Origin of the sequence: Pseudomonas atacamensis (assembly GCF_017167965.1) — a bacterium.
GTDB classification, from domain to species: Bacteria; Pseudomonadota; Gammaproteobacteria; order Pseudomonadales; family Pseudomonadaceae; genus Aquipseudomonas; species Aquipseudomonas atacamensis.
Genome location: NZ_CP070503.1, coordinates 1,102,501 through 1,122,798, shown reverse-complemented (window position 1 = coordinate 1,122,798; position 20,298 = coordinate 1,102,501). Strand labels below are relative to the sequence as shown.

The 20,298-nt window shown below is 59.7% G+C and carries 14 protein-coding genes, 2 rRNA genes and 2 pseudogenes (1 of these 18 only partly in view); 7 read left to right on the top strand and 11 right to left on the bottom strand.

Translation table 11 applies throughout. The annotated features are described in order from the left end of the window. Positions 1 to 69: 69 nt before the first annotated feature. The 3 genes and pseudogenes from JWU58_RS27475 to JWU58_RS05210 all read right to left on the bottom strand — a co-directional run. Positions 70 to 507 (bottom strand): annotated as a pseudogene (locus tag JWU58_RS27475) (methyl-accepting chemotaxis protein); the annotation flags it as partial. A gap of 102 nt (positions 508 to 609) precedes the next feature. Continuing rightward, positions 610 to 1,296, bottom strand: a pseudogene (locus tag JWU58_RS27470) (PAS domain-containing protein); the annotation flags it as partial. A 204-nt stretch (positions 1,297 to 1,500) separates the two neighbouring features. Further along, positions 1,501 to 2,814 (bottom strand): MFS transporter, encoded by a 1,314-nt coding sequence (locus JWU58_RS05210; protein WP_206421563.1) that lies wholly within the window; start codon positions 2,812 to 2,814, stop codon positions 1,501 to 1,503. A gap of 342 nt (positions 2,815 to 3,156) precedes the next feature. Between JWU58_RS05210 and JWU58_RS05205 the strand changes: the two genes are divergently transcribed. The 3 genes from JWU58_RS05205 to JWU58_RS05195 all read left to right on the top strand — a co-directional run bounded on the left by JWU58_RS05205 (position 3,157) and on the right by JWU58_RS05195 (position 6,603). Then, positions 3,157 to 4,575, top strand: coding sequence for a short-chain fatty acid transporter (locus JWU58_RS05205; protein ID WP_016773194.1), 1,419 nt, complete (start codon positions 3,157 to 3,159; stop codon positions 4,573 to 4,575). A gap of 157 nt (positions 4,576 to 4,732) precedes the next feature. Continuing rightward, positions 4,733 to 5,905, top strand: a complete 1,173-nt coding sequence (locus JWU58_RS05200; protein WP_123444151.1) for a hypothetical protein — start codon at positions 4,733 to 4,735, stop codon at positions 5,903 to 5,905. A gap of 173 nt (positions 5,906 to 6,078) precedes the next feature. Further along, positions 6,079 to 6,603 (top strand): SET domain-containing protein-lysine N-methyltransferase, encoded by a 525-nt coding sequence (locus JWU58_RS05195; RefSeq protein WP_110602981.1) that lies wholly within the window; start codon positions 6,079 to 6,081, stop codon positions 6,601 to 6,603. A gap of 9 nt (positions 6,604 to 6,612) precedes the next feature. On the opposite strand, the gene can is transcribed toward JWU58_RS05195, so the two are convergent. Next, positions 6,613 to 7,257, bottom strand: a complete 645-nt coding sequence (can, locus tag JWU58_RS05190; protein ID WP_039761245.1) for a carbonate dehydratase — start codon at positions 7,255 to 7,257, stop codon at positions 6,613 to 6,615. 140 nt (positions 7,258 to 7,397) lie between these two features. Here can and JWU58_RS05185 point away from each other — a divergent pair, with 140 nt between their 5' ends. Next, positions 7,398 to 7,805 carry a hypothetical protein gene (locus JWU58_RS05185; protein ID WP_024014311.1) on the top strand — a complete coding sequence of 136 codons (408 nt, stop codon included), beginning with the start codon at positions 7,398 to 7,400 and terminating at the stop codon, positions 7,803 to 7,805. Between the two features lie 113 nt (positions 7,806 to 7,918). Here JWU58_RS05185 and rimI read toward each other — a convergent pair whose 3' ends face one another. Then, positions 7,919 to 8,371, bottom strand: a complete 453-nt coding sequence (gene rimI / locus JWU58_RS05180) for a ribosomal protein S18-alanine N-acetyltransferase (protein WP_024014312.1) — start codon at positions 8,369 to 8,371, stop codon at positions 7,919 to 7,921. Next, on the bottom strand, positions 8,364 to 9,110 hold the full coding sequence (locus tag JWU58_RS05175) for an energy transducer TonB (RefSeq protein ID WP_130926433.1): 747 nt from the start codon (positions 9,108 to 9,110) through the stop codon (positions 8,364 to 8,366). Before JWU58_RS05175 ends, rimI begins: the two co-directional genes overlap by 8 nt. A gap of 242 nt (positions 9,111 to 9,352) precedes the next feature. Between JWU58_RS05175 and mksB the strand changes: the two genes are divergently transcribed. Genes mksB through mksF form a run of 3 tightly spaced genes read left to right on the top strand, consistent with a single transcriptional unit; the run spans position 9,353 to position 14,161 of the window. Next, complete coding sequence (mksB, locus tag JWU58_RS05170) at positions 9,353 to 10,633, top strand: Mks condensin complex protein MksB (RefSeq protein ID WP_160768349.1); 1,281 nt, start codon at positions 9,353 to 9,355, stop codon at positions 10,631 to 10,633. Then, a complete protein-coding gene (gene mksE, locus JWU58_RS05165; protein WP_016773189.1) occupies positions 10,623 to 11,324 on the top strand; it encodes an Mks condensin complex protein MksE in 702 nt (233 codons plus the stop codon). Before mksB ends, mksE begins: the two co-directional genes overlap by 11 nt. Next, on the top strand, positions 11,321 to 14,161 hold the full coding sequence (gene mksF / locus JWU58_RS05160; protein WP_206421562.1) for an Mks condensin complex protein MksF: 2,841 nt from the start codon (positions 11,321 to 11,323) through the stop codon (positions 14,159 to 14,161). Before mksE ends, mksF begins: the two co-directional genes overlap by 4 nt. 190 nt (positions 14,162 to 14,351) lie before the next feature. On the opposite strand, the gene JWU58_RS05155 is transcribed toward mksF, so the two are convergent. The 5 genes from JWU58_RS05155 to JWU58_RS05135 all read right to left on the bottom strand — a co-directional run. Continuing rightward, complete coding sequence (locus tag JWU58_RS05155; protein ID WP_016773187.1) at positions 14,352 to 16,655, bottom strand: PqiB family protein; 2,304 nt, start codon at positions 16,653 to 16,655, stop codon at positions 14,352 to 14,354. Then, on the bottom strand, positions 16,648 to 17,271 hold the full coding sequence (locus JWU58_RS05150) for a paraquat-inducible protein A (RefSeq protein WP_071173597.1): 624 nt from the start codon (positions 17,269 to 17,271) through the stop codon (positions 16,648 to 16,650). Before JWU58_RS05150 ends, JWU58_RS05155 begins: the two co-directional genes overlap by 8 nt. After that, positions 17,258 to 17,917 carry a paraquat-inducible protein A gene (locus JWU58_RS05145; RefSeq protein ID WP_024014315.1) on the bottom strand — a complete coding sequence of 220 codons (660 nt, stop codon included), beginning with the start codon at positions 17,915 to 17,917 and terminating at the stop codon, positions 17,258 to 17,260. Before JWU58_RS05145 ends, JWU58_RS05150 begins: the two co-directional genes overlap by 14 nt. 147 nt (positions 17,918 to 18,064) lie before the next feature. Continuing rightward, positions 18,065 to 18,180 (bottom strand): 5S ribosomal RNA (gene rrf / locus JWU58_RS05140). Positions 18,181 to 18,336: 156 nt separating this feature from the next. Further along, positions 18,337 to 20,298: ribosomal RNA gene (locus tag JWU58_RS05135) — 23S ribosomal RNA — on the bottom strand (it continues 932 nt past the right edge of the window).

Here is a 20,298-nt window from a genome sequence, read left to right as displayed (position 1 = left end):
GCCAGCGAAGGAACGCGGAGCGTCCCGGGCGGCATTCCCACGCAGAGCGTGGGAACGATCAGTGCGGTGTCAGTGAGAGAGCTGATTGGCAAACTGCCCCACCGCATCCACCACTTTCTGCGCACCGTCCTGAATCTCGACGATCACCGTGCCCGCCTCCGCCGCCAGCGCCAGGCCCTGTTCAGCCTGAAGCTTGCCGTCGGTCATCAGCGCCACGGCATTGCGCGCCATTTCCTGGTTCTGCCGTACCACGCCGACGATTTCGTCCGTCGCCTGGCTGGTGCGCGAGGCCAGTTGCCGGACCTCGTCCGCGACCACGGCAAAACCACGGCCCTGCTCGCCGGCCCGGGCGGCTTCGATCGCGGCGTTGAGCGCAAGCAGGTTGGTCTGTTCGGCAATGCCGCTGATGGTTTTGACGATCGTGCCGATCACCAGCGACTGCTCGTTGAGCGCCTCGATACCTTCGCCGGCGGCTTGCATGTGCCGCGACAAATCACGCATCACGTTCACCGCTTCGGTGACGACCGTGGTGCCCCGTTGCGCGGTGCTGTCGGTCTGTTGCGAGGTGCTGTAAGCGATGCTGGCCGCGTCGGCAACCGCCTGCTCGCGGTTGACCTGATCGGTGATCACCGTGGCGAATTTCACCACTTTGTACAGTTTGTCGTTGGCATCGACCACCGGGTTGTAGGACGCTTCCAGCCACACCGTACGACCATGGCTGTCGATACGCTTGAAGCGGCCTGCGACGAATTCGCCGCTGTTCAAGCGCCGCCAGAAGTTCTGGTACTCGGCGCTGTTGTACTCATCCGGGGCACAGAACGTGCGGTGATGTTTGCCTTTGATCTGCGCCAGGCTGTAACCCATGCCGCTGAGGAAGCGATCATTGGCGCAGAGCACATTGCCGTTGAGGTCGAACTCGATCACGGCGGTGGAGCGCACCAGCGCGCCGATCAGGTTCTCATGCTCGCGGGAGGCTTCGATGGTGCGGGTCAGGTCACTGGCGTAGAAGGAAATGTGTCTGATCCGGCCATCGGACGAGCGCACCGGTTGCACGATGGAACGCAGCCACGCCTCGTCGCCATTGCCGCGCAACAGGCGCACGGCGCCGGCGAAGTGCTCGCCACGGCTCATCGAGTTTTTGAAGCGCTGATGGAATTCGTCGGTTTTGACGTGGGCCGGCACGATGTCTTCAATTGCCCGGCCGACCAGGTCCTGGCTCTTGTAGAGCATTTCATCGAGAAAATTCTGGTTGACCGAACGAATCCGCCCGTCGGGCTCAAGGGTCAGCGCGAGCATTTCGCTTTCCAGGCTTTCCTTCACTTGTACAAGGCTGGAGAGTTCTTCGCGCAGAGCGGCCAGCTCTTGTTTCAAGCGTTTATTGAACATGGGAAAGCACCGATGGCAGGGTAGTTAGCGGATACAACCTAGCCATCGGCCTTGCGCAGCTTTTCTGAAGCCAGCTCCAGACCCGTCAGTCGAAAATAATCCGGCGCTTGCGGTTCAGGCAGCGCCGGCAGCCTGACACGGTCCGGTAAGTGGCATGCGCGCACCGAAATACGCCGCTGTCAGAACTCCCACCGCGCCCATCACTGCACAGAAGATTACGCAGACCCACTGGCTCCACGGCATCAGACCAATCAGCAACAGCGGCGTGATACTTGCCCACGCCGCGTAGGCAATGTTGTAGGTGAAGGAAATGCCCGACACGCGAATCCGCGCCGGGAACAACCCGACCATCACCGAAGGCACCGCACCCACTACCCCACAAGCGAGACCGGCGACCGCATAGGCCATGCCGATCCAATGCCCGCCCATGATCAGACAGCCATACAACACGCCAATGCCCAATGGCAGCAACAGGCTGTAGAGCATGACCGTGCGCCAGGCGCCGATGCGGTCGACCAGCAGACCGGCGATCACGCAGCCGATATTGAGGAAGACGATGCCCAATGCACTGAGGCCGAATGTGTGGCTGGCAGTCATGCCGAAGGTTTTCTGCATCATGGTCGGGGTGATGACGACGAACACCACCACTGCCGAGGTCAGTACGCAGGTGAGCAACATGGCCGGCAGCATGGCCAGACGATGTTCACGCAGCACCGTGCGCAGCGGCAGCTCGACCCGCGCCTCGCGCTGCGCTTCCATGGCCATGAACACCGGGGTTTCGCTGAGCCATCGGCGCAGATAAACGCCCACCACGCCGAACACGCCGCCGAGCAGAAACGGATAGCGCCAGGCGTAATCGAGAATTTCGGCAGGCGTGAAAACCTGCGCCAGGAAGGTCGCGGTGAGTGCGCCGATCAAGTAACCGAAGGTCAGGCCGGCCTGCAAAAATCCGAGGGCGTAACCGCGATGGCCGACAGGCGCATGCTCGGCGACGAACACCCAGGCACTCGGCACTTCACCACCCACCGCAGCGCCTTGCAGGATGCGCAGCGCCAGCAACAGCAAGGGCGCGAAATAGCCGATCTGCGCGTAGGTCGGCATGATCCCGATCAGCAGGCACGGCAGGGCCATCATCAGGATGCTCAGGCTGAACACCTTTTTGCGGCCCAGACGGTCGGCGAAATGCGCCATCAGAATCCCGCCCAGAGGCCGCGCCAGATAACCGGTGACGAAGATGCCGAAACTCTGCAGCAAACGAAGCCACTCGGGCATTTCCGGGGGGAAGAACAACTGACTCAGGGTCAGTGCGAAGAATACGAAGATGATGAAATCGTAGATTTCCAGCGCCCCGCCGAGCGCGGCAAGGCCGAGGGTCTTGTAATCGGCACGGCTGAACGGCGCCGGTCGGGCTGGAGAATTGGCAGTCATGACAAAGAACTCAGGCATCGGCAAAAAACAAGGCGCTCATGGTCTACGCAAAAGCGCGGATCGACAACCCGTCAGACCATAGTCTCGGTTTGCGAAAACCTGCTCAACAAAAGGGCGGCGCTTGATTTACTGTTAGTGCCTGTCCAAGGGACCACGCCAACACCGACCAGCCGCCCATTTGGGAGCGAGCCTGCTCGCGAAACGTCAGTTCAGACAATCTGATGCTGAATGTGCCGACGTCTTCGCGAGCAGGCTCGCTCCCACAGGGGATCTCTGTGGCTGTCGAGCCGGGCGACTGCTCCCGCGGATCAAAATAACCATAAAAAATCCGAGGTACTTCCCGTGGCCGTTGATATCGAAGATAGCCGCTCCGCGCGCTTTGCCCTGCGCTGTTCCAGTTTTGCCGAACGCTGGTTTCCCGACTCCTGGGTGTTCGCCGCGTTGGCCGTGATCATCGTTGCGCTGGCCACTCTGGCCATGGGCGCCAAACCCACCGCTGCAGCGATGGCCTTCGGCGACGGCTTCTGGAGCCTGATCCCGTTCACCATGCAGATGGCCTTCGTGGTGATCGGCGGTTACGTCGTCGCCAGCTCTCCGCCCGCAGTCAAGCTGATCGACAAACTGGCACGCATCCCGAAGAACGGCCGCTCCGCCGTGGCCTGGGTAGCGTTGATCTCAATGGTCGCCTCGCTGCTCAATTGGGGTCTGTCGCTGGTATTCGGCGGGCTGCTGGTACGCGCCCTCGCCCGCCGCACCGATCTGAAAATGGATTACCGCGCCGCAGGTGCTGCGGCATACCTGGGACTTGGCGCGGTGTGGGCGCTGGGCTTGTCATCGTCGGCCGCACAGTTGCAGGCCAACCCGGGCAGCCTGCCGCCGTCGATCCTGTCGATCACTGGCGTGATCCCGTTCACCGAAACCATTTTCCTCTGGCAGTCCGGGGTCATGCTGCTGGCACTGATCGTGATTTCGATCATCATCGCCTACGCCACCGCGCCCGGGCCGAATTCGGCACGCGACGCCAAGGCCTGCGGCATCGACCCGGCGTTCAACCTGCCGCCGCTGCAACCGCGCACGCGCCCCGGCGAATGGCTGGAACACAGCCCTTTGCTGATCATCGTGTTGGTGCTGCTGGCGGCGGGATGGCTGTTCCACGAGTTTTCGACCAAACCGGCGATTACCGCGATTTCCGGCCTGAACACCTATAACTTTCTGTTCATCATGCTCGGCGCGCTGCTGCACTGGCGCCCGCGCAGCTTCCTCGATGCGGTGGCCCGTGCGGTGCCGACCACCACTGGCGTGTTGATCCAGTTTCCGTTGTACGGCTCGATCGCCGCGCTGATGACCACCGTCAAAGGCGCCGACGCGCAAACCCTCGCGCATCACATCTCGACCTTCTTCGTCAGCATCGCCTCCCACGACACCTATGCGCTGCTGATGGGCGTCTATTCGGCGATTCTCGGTTTCTTCATCCCGTCCGGCGGCGGCAAATGGATCATCGAAGCGCCCTACGTGATGCAAGTCGCCAATGACCTGCAATACCACCTCGGCTGGGCAGTGCAGATCTACAACGCCGCCGAAGCCTTGCCGAACCTGATCAACCCGTTCTATATGCTCCCGCTGCTGGGCGTGCTCGGGTTGAAGGCGCGGGATCTGATCGGCTTCTCGTTTGTGCAACTGCTGGTGCACACGCCACTGGTGCTGCTGCTGTTGTGGGCGTTGGGGACGACATTGGCGTATACGCCGCCGGTGATGCCGTAGCAAAAACGAGCCAGGCCTGTGGGAGCGAGCGCTCGCTTGCACAGGTCTGGCGTGGAAATCATGAAATCCATACTCAACCGCTTTTCTGTCAAACACCACTGATCCACTATGAAGCGCCCCCAAATCGAGGGGAACCCACGCTGAAAAGGATCTGAGCATGTTCAAACTCGCAGGACTTACCCTCGTTGCACTGACGCTAAGCGCCGCCGCTCACGCCGATGTCGACGTGAAACTGGGCAGCACCGAGCGCGTCACCCGGCTCTTCGCCTACCCCAACAATTGCAGTGTGATCTGCTTTCGCAACTGGACGCTGGAGCAGACCGTTGCTCACTATCTGAGTCAGAGCGTCCAGCGCGACGGTTACGCCGATGCCAAGGTGCTGGTGAAGACCGACAACGATCAGCTCTATGCCGAGATCACCGGAGTGCCGGACGGCTATGACAAGCCGCTGTCGGCGTTGCTCGACGCCGGCGATCTGGCTTATGCCGGCGCCAGCAAGCTGAATGCCGATGGCAAATGGGCCTATAGCTGGTATCTGTTCCTGCCGTTGGGCATGGCTCTGGAGAATCGCAAGAGCGTCGAGTTGCTGCACTTCCCGCCTGACTACTCGCTGACCCAGGCGCAGGACTACCTGCGCTCGAACACCACCGATCGCTGGGCGACGTTGCTGACCGATAACGGCATCCCCGCCGGGCAGACGCCGGCTTACCAGACCATCATCGACATCGCGCCGATCGCCGCGCCGTCCAATGCCGGCGGGGATCTGGAGGACGTCTACGACTACTTCAAGGATTACCAGACCACGCTGGTCAAGCAGTTTAGCCAGACCGCCAGCGGCACGACGCTGCCGATGGTTGCGTTCGGGGCGCCGGTGCGCAACTGGATCAAGGAACAGTATGGGCCGACGGTGGGCGTCTTGGGTCTGGCAAGCATCAGTCCAAGCGAAGGGGTGAATGTGCCGGTGCTCGGCTCGAATCATCCGAGCTATATCTGGTACGCCGCCGATCCGAAGAGCTATACCGGCGACGATGCCCAGGCCAAGGCTGACGCGGCGGGCCTGAAAGTCATGGGCCAGGATTTGAGCGCGGCTTGCTGGCAGGCCGGGATGGGCAGCAAGCCGGGCAGCGATGCGCAGGCCACGCTGAACAGTTGCACGCAAACATGGCAAGTGACGCAAAAGGTCAAAACCTGCGAGTTGTTCTACACCTCGATCCGCAACCTCAGCGTCGAAGAAGCGACTGCCAAGTGCGCCACGCCACCGGTCAAGACGCAACTGCAACAGCTGAAAGCGCCCTTGCCTGCGGCCGCCGTGCCCGCACCCGCTCTGTAATCGCTGCCGGAGCCCCCGTGTCAGCCAATGCTGACGCGGGCCAGCGGTGATCGCGCCTGTCAGGTTTGACAGTAGACCGGTACCTTCAATTGCGCGACGCTTGGATCCAATCATGCTTCGCCTGGCGAGGCATGGGCACAACCCGGAGGCAACACTCAACAACAAGGATCGTTATGAACAATCAAGCCGTGGGCCGGCACCTGCCGCGCGACACAGAAGGCATCTATCCGTTCGCCGGACTTCCGGTGCGGCTGGGTTTTCCATCCTGCGACGACTTCCAGATCATCCACAACGAACGAGGCGTCGCCACGGCAGTGGTCGCGCGCCGTGAGTTTCTGCGCATCAGCCGAATGTGCCGGGTTTCGGGGCAATTGCTGCCCTATCGCTGTCGACAGACACGCCAGTTGCAAACCGGCATCCACGTTTACGATCCGCGCTTTTGCGGGGTGCTGGAACACGCCTGCGACCCGAATGTATTTCTCGACATGAGTGAGTTGTGGCTGTGGGCCTTGAAAGATATCCATAGCGGCGAACATCTGAGCATCGATTACGCATCGACCGAAGACAAACTGCTACGCCAGTTCGCCTGCGATTGCGGTTCGTCGCGCTGCCGTGGCTGGATCACCGGTTACGACGAACCACCCACGCCTGAAGGCCAGCGCTTTTTACAGCGCTGGCGGCATCCAGGCCGAAGCTGAAAGCTGCGGTTACGGCGCGCCGACCGGACGCAAACGGTATTGCGGCGGCAACTGTTCGAAACCACTGATGGTGGTATTGAGACTTTTCCAGCGGCCATCCTTGATGCCGTAGATGCAGCCGTGGATCGACAGCGGCTGCCCGCGATGCCAAGCGTTCTGAATGATGCTGGTGTGCGCGACGTTGGCCACTTGCTGGATCACGTTGAGTTCGCACATGCGATCGACCTGCTCTTCTTCGGTCGCCAGCTTGGCCAGTTCTTCGCGTTTCTCGTAGTACAGATCGCGGATCGACCGCAGCCAGCCGTCGATCAGGCCGAACTGGCGATCCTGCATCGACGCGCGCACACCGCCGCAGCCGTAGTGGCCGGTGACGAGGATGTGTTTGACCTTGAGCACATCAACCGCGTACTGGATCACGGACAGGCAGTTGAGGTCGGTGTGCAGCACGACGTTGGCGACGTTGCGGTGCACGAACAGATCGCCCGGCAGCATGCCGACGATTTCATTGGCCGGTACGCGTGCGTCGGAGCAGCCGATCCATAGATATTCCGGAGTCTGCTGGCGCGCCAGTTTGGCGAAGAAATCCGGGTCTTCCTTGGTGATCGCGTCAGCCCAACGCTCGTTGTTATCAATCAGGTCTTGTAGATCGTGCATGGATAAGGCCTCAAGAAAGATGCGCAGGTTTGATAGACGACCCCCCGTCGAAGTCACGCCGCCAGCGCAAAGTGTTTTCGTTGGAATTCTCGCGCGCCCGGTGAGTCCACTCAGTAAGGCCCACACTATGAGGAATTGCCATGACTGATTCACGACGCCCTTATGATGCGGTGCAACCGGAACCCATCGATGATAACGAAGACCGCATGGGCTCGGTGCACGAGCTGGATTTCGACGATGAAGAGCCCAGCGCGAAGATCGGCGATGAGCTGCCCGAGCGTGAACGTGAACAATTGATGCCGGCTGAGCGAGTGCGTGAGGCGGGTATGACCGGGGCCTCGGTGGACGATCACCAGCCGACTGACGATGACCTGAGCCCGGAAACGTTGATTCGCGAGGATGGTGCGCGCGATGCCGAGGAAGTCGGCGAGGGCAATCAGGCGGATTGGGATCTGAGCGTGGTCGATGAAAATGACATCGGCGGCGGTGACGGGCTGGATGAAGCGGAACTGGCGGATCTGGATCCGCTGGATGGCAAGCGGAGATAAAAAGAGGCGCCTGATCTGACGCGTTCGCGAGCAGGCTCGCTCCCACAGGGTTCAGGGATGGTTACAAAATTCCAATGTGGGGGCGAGCCTGCTCGCGAAGCTTTCAAGGTCGATCAGTCAACCAGGGTACAGACCATCACCACCGCATCCTCACGCCCACCCACCGCCGGATAATAATCGCGACGCCGGCCGATCTCGTTGAAGCCATACCGCTCATACAACCTGAACGCAGCAGTATTGCTGTCGCGCACTTCGAGAAAGCATTCCCGAGCCTCGGCCGCATACGCCCGCGACATCAAATGCTCAAGCAACGTCAGCCCCAACCCGCGCCCCTGATTTTCCGGCTTGACGGTGATATTGAGCAGGTGCGCCTCATCAAGAATGATCTGCACCACACCGTGGCCCACCTGCTGCTGCCCTTCGAACATCAGCCAGATCTGGTATTTGCCCAGGCCATCGAGAAAAATCCCCCGGGTCCACGGATGGCTGTACGCGGCGTATTCGATCTTCAACACAGCGTCCAGGTCCGCCTCGGTCATCGGGCGAAAGGTTACAGCCTCACTCATCGGATTGTTTCCAGCGCGCCATCAGCCGACGCATGGCTTGCCACACAGCGGCCTTGCGCTGTGGCTCTTCCATTAACAGTTCCAGACCGGGAATCGCCCAGGCCAGGCCCAGACCTTCGATCTGCAATTCGCTATTGAACGCTTCGGCGTCCGCTTCCCCGGCAAATTTCACCGCCGGCAGGCCGATCAGCCACAGACAGGCGCAGGGCGCCGCTTCCATCTGCACCGAGAGGAAACCCTGCACGAAGTCGCGCGCCGCTTCCGGGCCTTGATCCAGCGTGCCGCGATTGAGCCACGGCCAGCGCACAGGTTCGCCGACGATTTGCGGCGCATCCGGCAGACCGGCGGCGCGCAGCATGTCCTTGAGCAGCAGGTAGGCCGGATCGCGACTCTGAAACGCTTCGCCTGTGGGTAACTCGACCAGCAGCAGGCAGCGCCCGGCGCGCAGCAGTTGCAGGGCGAAACGCGGTGGCGGCACTGGCGCTGGCTTGACCACCACCGGCGTGTCGTCGACTTCTTCCACCGGTTTCGCGCCGTTGCGGGTACTGGCCAGCGACGGACGCGGCACCTCGATTTTCGGCCGCTCGACCTGACGCGCGGCAGGCTGCGCCGGTGCTTCGGCCTGAGGCGCCGGAGCAACCGGCACCTCAAGCTCAGGCTCGGGCATCTCCAGCAGCTCGGGCCGCGACGGTGCGGCGAAAGGCAGTTCGGTGCGCGGCAGCCAGTTGACCACCTGCATGGCGTTCAAATAGGCGCGGCGGCGGGACTCGATAAGCAAAGGTCGGCCACTTGTGGATAACGGAAAGTGCGCTGATTCTACCGCCCTTCGCACAAGATCGCTCGCTGTTGATCGATACCCCGCGCTGCGCTGCGCCGCTGCCCTTTGGGCAAAGAATGCGACAGCCCGTCCCGAGAGTGAATCGCCGCGCCTGTGATGCAGTACAATCGCCGCTTTTAATCGCCAACCAGCCGGCCATTCCGATGATCGAACCCAAGCGCGTCTTGCGCGCCCTCGCTGAACACTGGGCACTTCTGGAGCCACTGTGCGAGCACTTCGACCAAGGCACCCTGAGCCTCAACGAACTGCGCACGCAACTGGCCGCCCAACAACTCGACAGCACGCCGCAGGACATCACCAGCCTGCTCGACGTGTGGATTCGCCTCGATATTCTGGTTCCGGTGGCGAAAAGCCCGAACCGTTTCGAGCTCAACGCGCAGATCCACGACTTCCTCGCCTACCTGCGCCGCGAACACCGCCTCGGTCTGTGCCTGGAAATCGAAGCCTATTTGCGTCACCTGGAGCGTCTGGCCGGTTATATCCAGGACGCTTTCGACGTTCGTGACGGCAACGATCTGGCGCGCCAGCTGCGCTTGCTCGACATGCGCGTGCGCGACGTACTGAAGAAACTCGACAACGATGAACAGGCCCTGGTGGCAGTCGCCGAACGGGCGAAGACCAGCGACCGGCAGATTCCGCTGCGTCAGCGTTACGCCGAAGTACTGGCGACGTGGGACGAATACGTCGAGCCGATGATCGATCTGGTCAACGCCGACGGCGCCTTCGAACAAGGCGTGCGCAAGGTCGAAACGGTGCTACTGAAGATGCTCAGCGAACAGCAGCGCCTCGGCCATCTGGTCGATGACGACATGCTCCTGCGCACCCACGCGCGCATCCTCGAAATGCAGACCAGCGCGCAACTGACCCTGCGCCATGCCCGCGAACTGCTGCTGCCGTTGCGTGAAGAAGCGCGTCGGCATAACGCCGTGACCCGTGGCGCCGCACTGGCGCTGGCGGCGATCCGGCGTAAAGGCATCGACGCCGTGCCGCAAGCGGCGATGCCGCTGTTCACCCGCCCACAGAGCACTTTCCTGGGCAGCGCCAGTCAGGTCGAAGCCTACGTTTATGCGCTGGCGCGTTTCGAGCCGAAACCGGCGCGCTTCCCCAAGGCGCACAAAACCCAGAAGGCGGGCGACGCTCCACGTGCACCGCGCACCGTGCGCGAGATGGTCGATCGTTGCGAAGAATCGCTGCCGATGCCGGATCTGATGACCTGGCTGCTGGAGCAGGAACCGGACGGCGCCACCGACGAGTTGCTTTACTGGTTCTCGCGCCTGTCGCGGGAAAAACGCTTCAAGCGCGAGCGTCTGGAACGCCGCGAATACCATACTCACGAGCACCAGGTCAGCCTGCGCTCCTTCGCCCTGCTCTCGGCCAGCGACACCGCCGCCGAGGATTCTGCGAGCATCCCAAATGCATCTTGATCTTTCCGAACTGTCGCAACTGGCGCCGATCTTCCGCGAGTTGTTCAAGGGTTACCACGTCAGCCGCCGTGATCCCGAGCTGTACGCACAACTGTCGAATTTCCAGGACCAGTACCGCACGCTGTTCAAGGCGCTGGGCTTTGAACTGGTCTGCGACACCCGTGGTTTCTACTACTTCGTGCCGGACATGGCCGCAGCAGCGGTGAACAAGACCGCCCAGCGTCTGGCGCTGTTCACCTTCATCCTCGTCGAGCACCTGGCCGATCAGGGCCGCGACCCGATCGCCGTGCTCGACGGCGGCAGCCTCGGCCGCGAAGAATTGCCGTCGCTGCTGGACAAGTACCGCGACCTGTTCATCCAGGCCGAAGTGCAGACCGTCGAAGAACTCGAGGAAAAAATCATGCGCCGCATGACCCAGCTTGGTTTTGCCGGCGAAGAAAACGGCGTCTACCGCTTCCTGCCGCCGATGCACCGTTTCCTCGACGTGTGCCTGTCGGTACAACAGGACCGCGACCTCGCAGCCAGCGTCCACAGCGTTCTGCCGCTGCCGGCGCCGGTGCTGATCGACGAAGAAGCCGAAGCGAAATTCCTCGAAACCGACGATCCGCTCGATCTTTCCGAATTTGAAGAAGAAAGCGAAGAAGACGCACTGGCCCGCGCCATTGCCGAAGAACAGGAGTCCGATGCATGAGCCAGGAACGCTACGGCATCCGCCGCTTTGCCCTTTTGAACACCGCCGGTTACAGCCTCGGTCTGTTCCCGCTGGAAGAACCGTTGTCGGTTTACGGCGCAAACAACCTCGGTAAATCAGCGTCGATCAACGCCTTGCAGTTCCCGATTCTGGCGCGCATGTCGGACATGAGCTTCGGCAAGTACAGCCTGGAACAATCGCGGCGCTTCTACTTCGCCTCCGACACCAGTTACATCCTCGTCGAAGTCAACCTGCCCCACGGCCCCCACGTGATCGGCGTGGTCGGTCGCGGCCCGGGCGGTGGTTTCGGGCACCAGTTCTTCGCCTACGCCGGCAAGCTCGATCTGGCGCATTACCAGAAAAACGACACTTGCCTGCGCCAGAAAGAACTGTTCAGCAATCTCGAAAAAGAAGGCCTGAAGGCTTACGAACTCAAGCCGGATGAGCTGCGCCGCTTGCTGGTTGGCGGCCACACGTCAATCCCGCTCGACCTGACCCTTATCCCGCTGCGCTCCACCAGCGAGCAGAGCCTGAAGACATTCCGCGCGTTGTTCATCAACCTGCTGCACATGCGCGAAATCACCGCGGCCAAGCTCAAGCAACTGTTCCTCGATGCTTTCGAGCACAGCCTGCGTTCGGGCAGCGTCGATTACATCGCCGCGTGCGAAGAAGCCTTCCGCGACGTGCGGCGCATGGAGCAGGACTACAACTCGCTGGTCGCCGCCGGTCCATTGGTTGAAGCGCTGGCCAACGGCGTGAAACAGCGCGATGTGCTGCGCGGCAAACTGCATCGCCTGTCGCCGCTGCTCGATTCCTTGCTCGGCACCTGGTCGGATTACGCCACGGCGCGCAAGGAAGAGCTGACCATCCAGGCCGAGCACTACCGCCGCGAGCAGGACGATCTGCAAAACGATCAGCGCGGCGGCACCCAGGAACTGATGCGTCTGGAGCGGGAAATTTCCGGCATCCAGCGCTGGCTCGGTGAGCTGTCGGTATTGAAGAACCGCTTCGCCCTGGTCGATGACGTCAAAGTGCTCGAGCAACAATTGCTCGCCGCCAAGGATGCCCACGATGAATTGGCCGGTGCCTTGGCGCAGTCGCGTCAGTTCAGCGCCGAAGACCTCGAAGAGCGTCTGCGCGATCTGGAAAAACGCCTGAAGTCGGTGAAGCAACAACTTGATCACGCCGACAACAACAGCTATGCCCGCCTGCGCGAAGAGTTCTCGCAACAGGACGTCGAGCGCCTGATGCGTCTGTTCAATAGCGCGTTGTTCAGCCTGCCGCTGGGCGAACATGGCATCACCCTCGACGAGAATGGCGAGTGGGTCAAATCGGTCGAGCTGATTCTTGATGGCTTCAAGGGCGAGCGCTTCGAAGTGCCGGGCCTGTCGATCGACATCTCGCACATTGAGCCGCCTGCCTTGCAGGCTCTGGCTGACCGCGCCGCGTTGCGCGATCAGAGGGAGCGTCTGGAAAAAGAGCTCAAGCAACTGAAAACCCAGCAAGCCGTGGCCGCCGACCGCGCCGCGAGCAAGACCCAGACCGAGGCGCTCTATCAGCAGGTGCTGGACGCGCAGAAGGCGCTGGAAGATTTCCGTCGCACCCAGACCCTGAGCGCCGAAGAAAACGACAAACTCGAACAACTGGCGCAGATGGAAGCCGCGCAGGACGAACTCAAGCGCTCCAGCGATGCCTTCACCGAGCGCGTCCAGCAACTGTCGGCCAAGCTGCAACTGGTCGGCCGGCAGATCGCCGACATGGAAGCCAAGCAACGCACCCTCGACGATGCCTTGCGTCGTCGTCAGTTGCTGCCAGCGGACCTGCCGTTCGGAACGCCGTTCATGGATCCGGTCGATGATTCGATGGACAACCTGCTGCCGCTGCTCAACGACTATCAGGACAGCTGGCAGGGTCTGCTGCGTGCCGATGGGCAGATTGAGGCGCTGTATGCGCAAGTCCGTCTCAAAGGCGTGGCCAAGTTCGACAGCGAAGACGACATGGAGCGGCGTCTGTCGCTGCTGATCAACGCTTACGCGCACCGCACCGATGAGGCCCTGACCCTCGGCAAGGCGCGGCGCGCGGCGGTCACCGATATCGCCCGCACCCTGCGCAACATCCGCAGCGACTACGACAGCCTTGAGCATCAACTGGCGTTGTTCAACCGTGAGATCAACAAGCGTCAGGTCTCCAACCTGCAGAGCTTCCGCATCGTCCTCGCGCCGAACAAGGAAGCGCTCAAGCACATCGACCAGATCATCCACAGCGCCGGCCAGTATGAGGAAGGCGAAACACTGTCGGTGTTTGACCTCAGCCAGAGCGCCGAGCAGGACAACAAGAACGAAGAGGCCAAGGAATACCTCGCGCGGCTGGTGGCGGCGAACCACAACCAGCTCGGCCTCAAGGATTTGTTCGAACTGGCTTTCGAGATCACCAAGGTCAACGGCCAACCGGTGATCCACACCGACATCGACGGCGCGGCGTCCAACGGCACGACCATGACCATCAAGGCGCTGACCAACATGTACTTGTTGCTGCACTTGATGGATCGCGACCTGGCCGGCCGCGTGCGTCTGCCGTACTACCTCGACGAGGCGGCGGACATCGACGAGAAGAACCAGGCGGCGCTGCTGGAAACCAGTCTGCAACTGGGCTTCGTGCCGATTCTGGCGAGTGTGAAGCCGCAGGTCTGCGCCAGTGTCGCGATCGATCTGGAAGGCGGCAGCGGCCCGGCAGGCATCTACATTGATGAGGCGGACTGGAAGTACATCCGTCGCCATGATGTGGTCAAGGCCACGCTGAATGTGCAGGCCGATGAGCCGGAGCTGGATGCGGTTTGATCGGCTTTAGCTGAAGGCAAAAAAAGGGCCGCGATCTGATGGGATCGCGGCCCTTTTTTATCGCCTGGGATTTGGGTTGAATCAGAGGGCCTCTTCGCGAGCAAGCTCGCTCCCACATAGAAACGCATACAAAATGTGGGAGCGAGCTTGCTCGCGAAGGCGTCTTGATAGACGCCCCATAAACTTCAGGTTACTTACCGAGCTGAATCTTCGGCGCCCAGGTCAGCCATTCATCCTCGAACTTGTCGAACAACGGGAACGTCTGCTCGGCCCGAGCCGGATTGCCCATGCGTTCACCGTCCGGGGTGGCGAAGGCAATCCCACCTTGAATCAGTGTCTCCAGCGACTCGGTGCGCACCGTCACGCCTTTGAACAACCCATAATCGAAGCCCACGCCGCTGGTGTTCCAGAAGCGGCTGCCGCTGCGCACCAGCGGCGCATACTTCGGCTCGATCAGGATGTGCACCAACACACGGTCAGCGGTCTGGCCCAATTCATAACCGGTCACCTTTCCGACGGTGATTTCACGGTAGGTCACTGGTACGCCAGGCTTAAGCGAACCGCGACGGGCAGCGCTCAACACCAGACTCAGACCCGCTTCTTGCTTGGTGACTTCCGGCGCCTCGGCCAAGGCAACGAAGTTCTTCTGCGGGCCGAGATTCTTCGCCGCCGGCTGGACTTCGATGTATTTACCGGTGACCAGCGTTTCCAGATTCTGCGTCTTGATCAGGCCCAGCTCCGGCTTGACCACCCAGAACTGACTGCCGACTCGCGCAATCTTTTCCGGTACTTCGGTGATGCGTGCGGTGAGGATTACCGACTGCATGTCATCGGTCAGATCGACGCTTTCAATCTTGCCGACATCCAGCCCCTTGAAACGTACCGGCGTACCGCTGCTCAAGCCGTCAGCGCGATCAACCTTGATCGTCACTACCGCGCCTTTCTTGTTTGCCTCATCGTGGTCGGCGAACAGACGGAAGCGCGGTATGCGTTTCTTCAACGGCGCATTGGCTTGCGGCGTTTCAAAGGCGATACCGCCGGCCATCAGGGTTTGCAAAGATTCACTCTTGACCTGAATGCCGCCGGTCAAGCCACCGGTGAGGGTGATGCCGCTGACGTTCCAGAAGCGCGTCGAGGCGTTGACCAGGTTTTCGTATTCCTTCTCGATGTGCACGCCGATAACCAGCTGCTTCTTGGTTCGGGAGAACTGGTAGCTCTGCACCGAACCGACCTTGACCTGCTTGTACAGAATCGGACTGCCGACATCGATCGAACCCAGCGAATCGGTAAACAACACCAGATGCAGGCCCGGCGAACGCAGATCCAGCGGCGGAGCTTTCGGTCGCGCTTCGAACTCGCGTTTCGGCGCAGCGCCTTTGTCGCCCGGACGCACGGCGATGTAGTTACCTTTCACCAGCGCTTCCAGGCCGGTAATACCCGCCAGGGAAATCGAAGGCTTGACCACCCAGAACTGCGTGCCCTCAACCAGATAGTCTTCGGCCAACGGATCAAGGGTCAGCTCGGCTGTTGCACTGTTCAGGTCCGGATCGACTTTGAGCGCTTTCAGGTTGCCGACCTGAATGCCTTTGTACATCACCGGTGTGCGACCCGCCTGCAGGCCCTCGAAATCACTGAGTTTGACCTTCACGCGAATCCCGGCAGCGGCGGCGTCGAAGTCTTCATAGAGACGGAATGGCAGGCTGGGATCGGTCGCAGGGCTGTCCTTGCGATTCTCCGGCGTCGCGAACGCGATACCACCGGCGACGATGCTGGCCAAGGACTCGCTACGGACTTTCACACCGGACAGGTTGGCGTCGATGCTGATGCCGCTGGCGTTCCAGAAACGTGTGTGTTTGCGCACCAGTTTGGCGTAGGTCGGCTCGATGAACACCTTCAGTTCAACGGTGCTCTGATCCTCGGAAAGCACGTAGCTTTTGACCTGACCGACCTTGATCTGCTTGTAGAACACCGGGCTGCCGCGATTCAACGAACCGAGGCGATCGGCCTTGATGGTCAGGTGCAGACCGGGCTTGGCGTCAGACAGTGGCGGCTCTTCGGCCAAAGCCTTGAACTTGCGAACCGGCTCGCCTTCACCGGGACTGATCGCAACATAGTTACCCGAGACCAGCGTTTCCAGACCAGTGATACCGGCCAGGGTCACGCTCGGTTTGACCAGCCAGAACCGTGTGCTGGTCTTCAGGTACTGTTCCACGTCCTTATTCATTTCGATGGTGGCGATCACCCCTTTGGAGTTGCCTTCATCGTCGAGCTTGAGCGTCTTGACCTTGCCGACCGGCATGCCTTTGTAGACCACTTCGGTCTTGTTGGCCTGGATCCCTTCGCCGCTTTCGAAGCGCACCTGAATTTCGATACCGGTCTCGGAATAAGCACGCCAGCCGAGCCAGCCGCCGATGATCAAAGCGATCAGAGGCAGCACCCAAATGGCCGACCAGTTCGAAGCCGGTCGGGTTTTCGCTACAGGCAAATCAGTCATGGTCGTCGTCCGACTCCGTGTTATCCCAAATCAGTCGGGGATCGAAAGTTACTGCGGCGAGCATCGTCAGAATCACCACAGAGGCGAAGGCGACGGCGCCCAAATTGGCTTCGACACTGGCTATACGGCCGAAGTTAACGACCGCCACGAGAATGGCGATCACAAAAATATCGAGCATCGACCAGCGGCCGATGAACTCGATGAATCGGTACATCCAGATGCGCTGACGGGCCGACAAAGGCTGCCGACGCTGCACGGAAAACAGCAACAACGCGATGCCGACCAGTTTGAACGTGGGCACCAGAATACTGGCGATGAACACCACGCTTGCGATCGGAATCATGCCGTGCTGCACCAGTTCAATCACGCCGGACATGATGGTGCTCGGCTCACCCTGGCCCAGGGAGCTGACCGTCATGATCGGCAAGACGTTGGCCGGAATATAGATAATGGCTGCCGTGATCAACAGCGCCCAGGTACGGGTCAGGCTGTTGGGGCGGCGAGCGTGAACCTGCGCGCCGCAGCGGGTACAGCTTTGCTCATCGACGTCAGCTTCCTGCTTGTTCAGTTCGTGGCATTCGGTGCACACCAGAATGCCCGCATCAATCGCCCGCATGGGCATCCTCTCCTGATAATGCCTGCCAGATCTGATGCGGTGACATCACCACCTCCAGCCAGACTTGTACCAACAACAAGCCAATGAAACATGCCAGCCCGAGGCCGACGGTAATTGCTGCCATATCCGCCAGCTTCACGATCGCGACGAGGACGCCCATGAGGTAGACCTCGAGCATGCCCCAGTCTCGGAGGTGGTGGTAAATACGATAGAGCAACAAGCCATAACTACGGCCGACATTGAAGCGGATCGTCAGTAGGACAAACAGCTGGCACAACAACTTGAGTAACGGTATGGCCATGCTGCAAAGGAAGACGACAATCGACACTCCTTGCATATCGGTGCTGAATAGACCGACCACGCCGCTCCAGACCGTATCCTGCGAAGATTGCCCGAGGATATTGAGTTGCATGATGGGTAAAAAGTTTGCCGGTACGTAAAGTAATAACGCGGCGATTACCAGGGCGAGGCTACGCTGCACCACGTTATGGCGGTGGGCGTACAACTCATAACCACAACGCGGGCATAGGGCCTTTTCACCATGGGCAAGTGTCGGCTTGCGCATCAGCAAGTCGCACTCGTGGCAGGCTATCAAGTCTTCCAGCGGTAAATCTGACAGCCCGGGGGCGTCAACCGATTCTGACATACAGGCTCTGACTCCGATAAAGATGGGGCTATTCTAGTGTTCTGCTTCGAAAATAACTGTGCAATTTTGTTCGCCACAGCGCTGAAAACTTTCTCGCAGGCAAAACAAAACCCCAACTGCTTTCGCAATTGGGGTTTCGGAATTTAATCTTGACGATGACCTACTCTCACATGGGGAAACCCCACACTACCATCGGCGATGCATCGTTTCACTGCTGAGTTCGGGATGGGATCAGGTGGTTCCAACGCTCTATGGTCGTCAAGAAATTCGGGTACTGACTCGTGACCAGACGGCCTCGCTTCAGCAAATTGGGTATGTGACAGCTTTCGGTGTTTGTGCGTTTCGAACTTTCGGTTCGTTTCGTCTTCACACACCGCAATCTGGTGCCTTTTCAGGTCAGCAAATTGCTTGGGTGTTATATGGTCAAGCCTCACGGGCAATTAGTATTGGTTAGCTCAACGCCTCACAGCGCTTACACACCCAACCTATCAACGTCGTAGTCTTCGACGGCCCTTCAGGGAACTCAAGGTTCCAGTGAGATCTCATCTTGAGGCAAGTTTCCCGCTTAGATGCTTTCAGCGGTTATCTTTCCCGAACATAGCTACCCGGCAATGCCACTGGCGTGACAACCGGAACACCAGAGGTTCGTCCACTCCGGTCCTCTCGTACTAGGAGCAGCCCCTCTCAAATCTCAAACGTCCACGGCAGATAGGGACCGAACTGTCTCACGACGTTCTAAACCCAGCTCGCGTACCACTTTAAATGGCGAACAGCCATACCCTTGGGACCGGCTTCAGCCCCAGGATGTGATGAGCCGACATCGAGGTGCCAAACACCGCCGTCGATATGAACTCTTGGGCGGTATCAGCCTGTTATCCCCGGAGTACCTTTTATCCGTTGAGCGATGGCCCTTCCATACAGAACCACCGGATCACTAAGACCTACTTTCGTACCTGCTCGACGTGTCTGTCTCGCAGTCAAGCGCGCTTTTGCCTTTATACTCTACGACCGATTTCCGACCGGTCTGAGCGCACCTTCGTACTCCTCCGTTACTCTTTAGGAGGAGACCGCCCCAGTCAAACTACCCACCATACACTGTCCTCGATCCGGATAACGGACCTGAGTTAGAACCTCAAAGTTGCCAGGGTGGTATTTCAAGGATGGCTCCACGCGAACTGGCGTCCACGCTTCAAAGCCTCCCACCTATCCTACACAAGCAAATTCAAAGTCCAGTGCAAAGCTATAGTAAAGGTTCACGGGGTCTTTCCGTCTAGCCGCGGATACACTGCATCTTCACAGCGATTTCAATTTCACTGAGTCTCGGGTGGAGACAGCGCCGCCATCGTTACGCCATTCGTGCAGGTCGGAACTTACCCGACAAGGAATTTCGCTACCTTAGGACCGTTATAGTTACGGCCGCCGTTTACCGGGGCTTCGATCAAGAGCTTCGCGTTAGCTAACCCCATCAATTAACCTTCCGGCACCGGGCAGGCGTCACACCCTATACGTCCACTTTCGTGTTTGCAGAGTGCTGTGTTTTTAATAAACAGTCGCAGCGGCCTGGTATCTTCGACCGGCATGAGCTTACGGAGCAAGTCCTTCACCCTCACCGGCGCACCTTCTCCCGAAGTTACGGTGCCATTTTGCCTAGTTCCTTCACCCGAGTTCTCTCAAGCGCCTTGGTATTCTCTACCCAACCACCTGTGTCGGTTTGGGGTACGGTTCCTGGTTACCTGAAGCTTAGAAGCTTTTCTTGGAAGCATGGCATCAACCACTTCGTCACCCAAAGGGTAACTCGTCATCAGCTCTCGGCCTTAAGATCCCGGATTTACCTAAGATCTCAGCCTACCACCTTAAACTTGGACAACCAACGCCAAGCTGGCCTAGCCTTCTCCGTCCCTCCATCGCAATAACCAGAAGTACAGGAATATTAACCTGTTTTCCATCGACTACGCTTTTCAGCCTCGCCTTAGGGACCGACTAACCCTGCGTCGATTAACGTTGCGCAGGAAACCTTGGTCTTTCGGCGTGGGTGTTTTTCACACCCATTGTCGTTACTCATGTCAGCATTCGCACTTCTGATACCTCCAGCAAGCTTCTCAACTCACCTTCACAGGCTTACAGAACGCTCCTCTACCGCATCATCCGAAGATGATACCCGTAGCTTCGGTGTATGGTTTGAGCCCCGTTACATCTTCCGCGCAGGCCGACTCGACTAGTGAGCTATTACGCTTTCTTTAAAGGGTGGCTGCTTCTAAGCCAACCTCCTAGCTGTCTAAGCCTTCCCACATCGTTTCCCACTTAACCATAACTTTGGGACCTTAGCTGACGGTCTGGGTTGTTTCCCTTTTCACGACGGACGTTAGCACCCGCCGTGTGTC

What these genes read in the sequence shown, in the direction of transcription:
- JWU58_RS05175 (WP_130926433.1), bottom strand. Translation starts at nt 9,110, where the DNA reads ATGCAGGTGGTCAACTGGCTGCCGCGCACCGAACTGCCTTTCGCCGCA.
- JWU58_RS05155 (WP_016773187.1), bottom strand. Translation starts at nt 16,655, where the DNA reads ATGACTGATTTGCCTGTAGCGAAAACCCGACCGGCTTCGAACTGGTCG.
- mksF (WP_206421562.1), top strand. Translation starts at nt 11,321, where the DNA reads ATGAGCCAGGAACGCTACGGCATCCGCCGCTTTGCCCTTTTGAACACC.
- can (WP_039761245.1), bottom strand. Translation starts at nt 7,257, where the DNA reads ATGCACGATCTACAAGACCTGATTGATAACAACGAGCGTTGGGCTGAC.
- JWU58_RS05145 (WP_024014315.1), bottom strand. Translation starts at nt 17,917, where the DNA reads ATGTCAGAATCGGTTGACGCCCCCGGGCTGTCAGATTTACCGCTGGAA.
- JWU58_RS05195 (WP_110602981.1), top strand. Translation starts at nt 6,079, where the DNA reads ATGAACAATCAAGCCGTGGGCCGGCACCTGCCGCGCGACACAGAAGGC.
- mksB (WP_160768349.1), top strand. Translation starts at nt 9,353, where the DNA reads ATGATCGAACCCAAGCGCGTCTTGCGCGCCCTCGCTGAACACTGGGCA.
- mksE (WP_016773189.1), top strand. Translation starts at nt 10,623, where the DNA reads ATGCATCTTGATCTTTCCGAACTGTCGCAACTGGCGCCGATCTTCCGC.
- JWU58_RS05150 (WP_071173597.1), bottom strand. Translation starts at nt 17,271, where the DNA reads ATGCGGGCGATTGATGCGGGCATTCTGGTGTGCACCGAATGCCACGAA.
- rimI (WP_024014312.1), bottom strand. Translation starts at nt 8,371, where the DNA reads ATGAGTGAGGCTGTAACCTTTCGCCCGATGACCGAGGCGGACCTGGAC.
- JWU58_RS05200 (WP_123444151.1), top strand. Translation starts at nt 4,733, where the DNA reads ATGTTCAAACTCGCAGGACTTACCCTCGTTGCACTGACGCTAAGCGCC.
- JWU58_RS05210 (WP_206421563.1), bottom strand. Translation starts at nt 2,814, where the DNA reads ATGACTGCCAATTCTCCAGCCCGACCGGCGCCGTTCAGCCGTGCCGAT.
- JWU58_RS05185 (WP_024014311.1), top strand. Translation starts at nt 7,398, where the DNA reads ATGACTGATTCACGACGCCCTTATGATGCGGTGCAACCGGAACCCATC.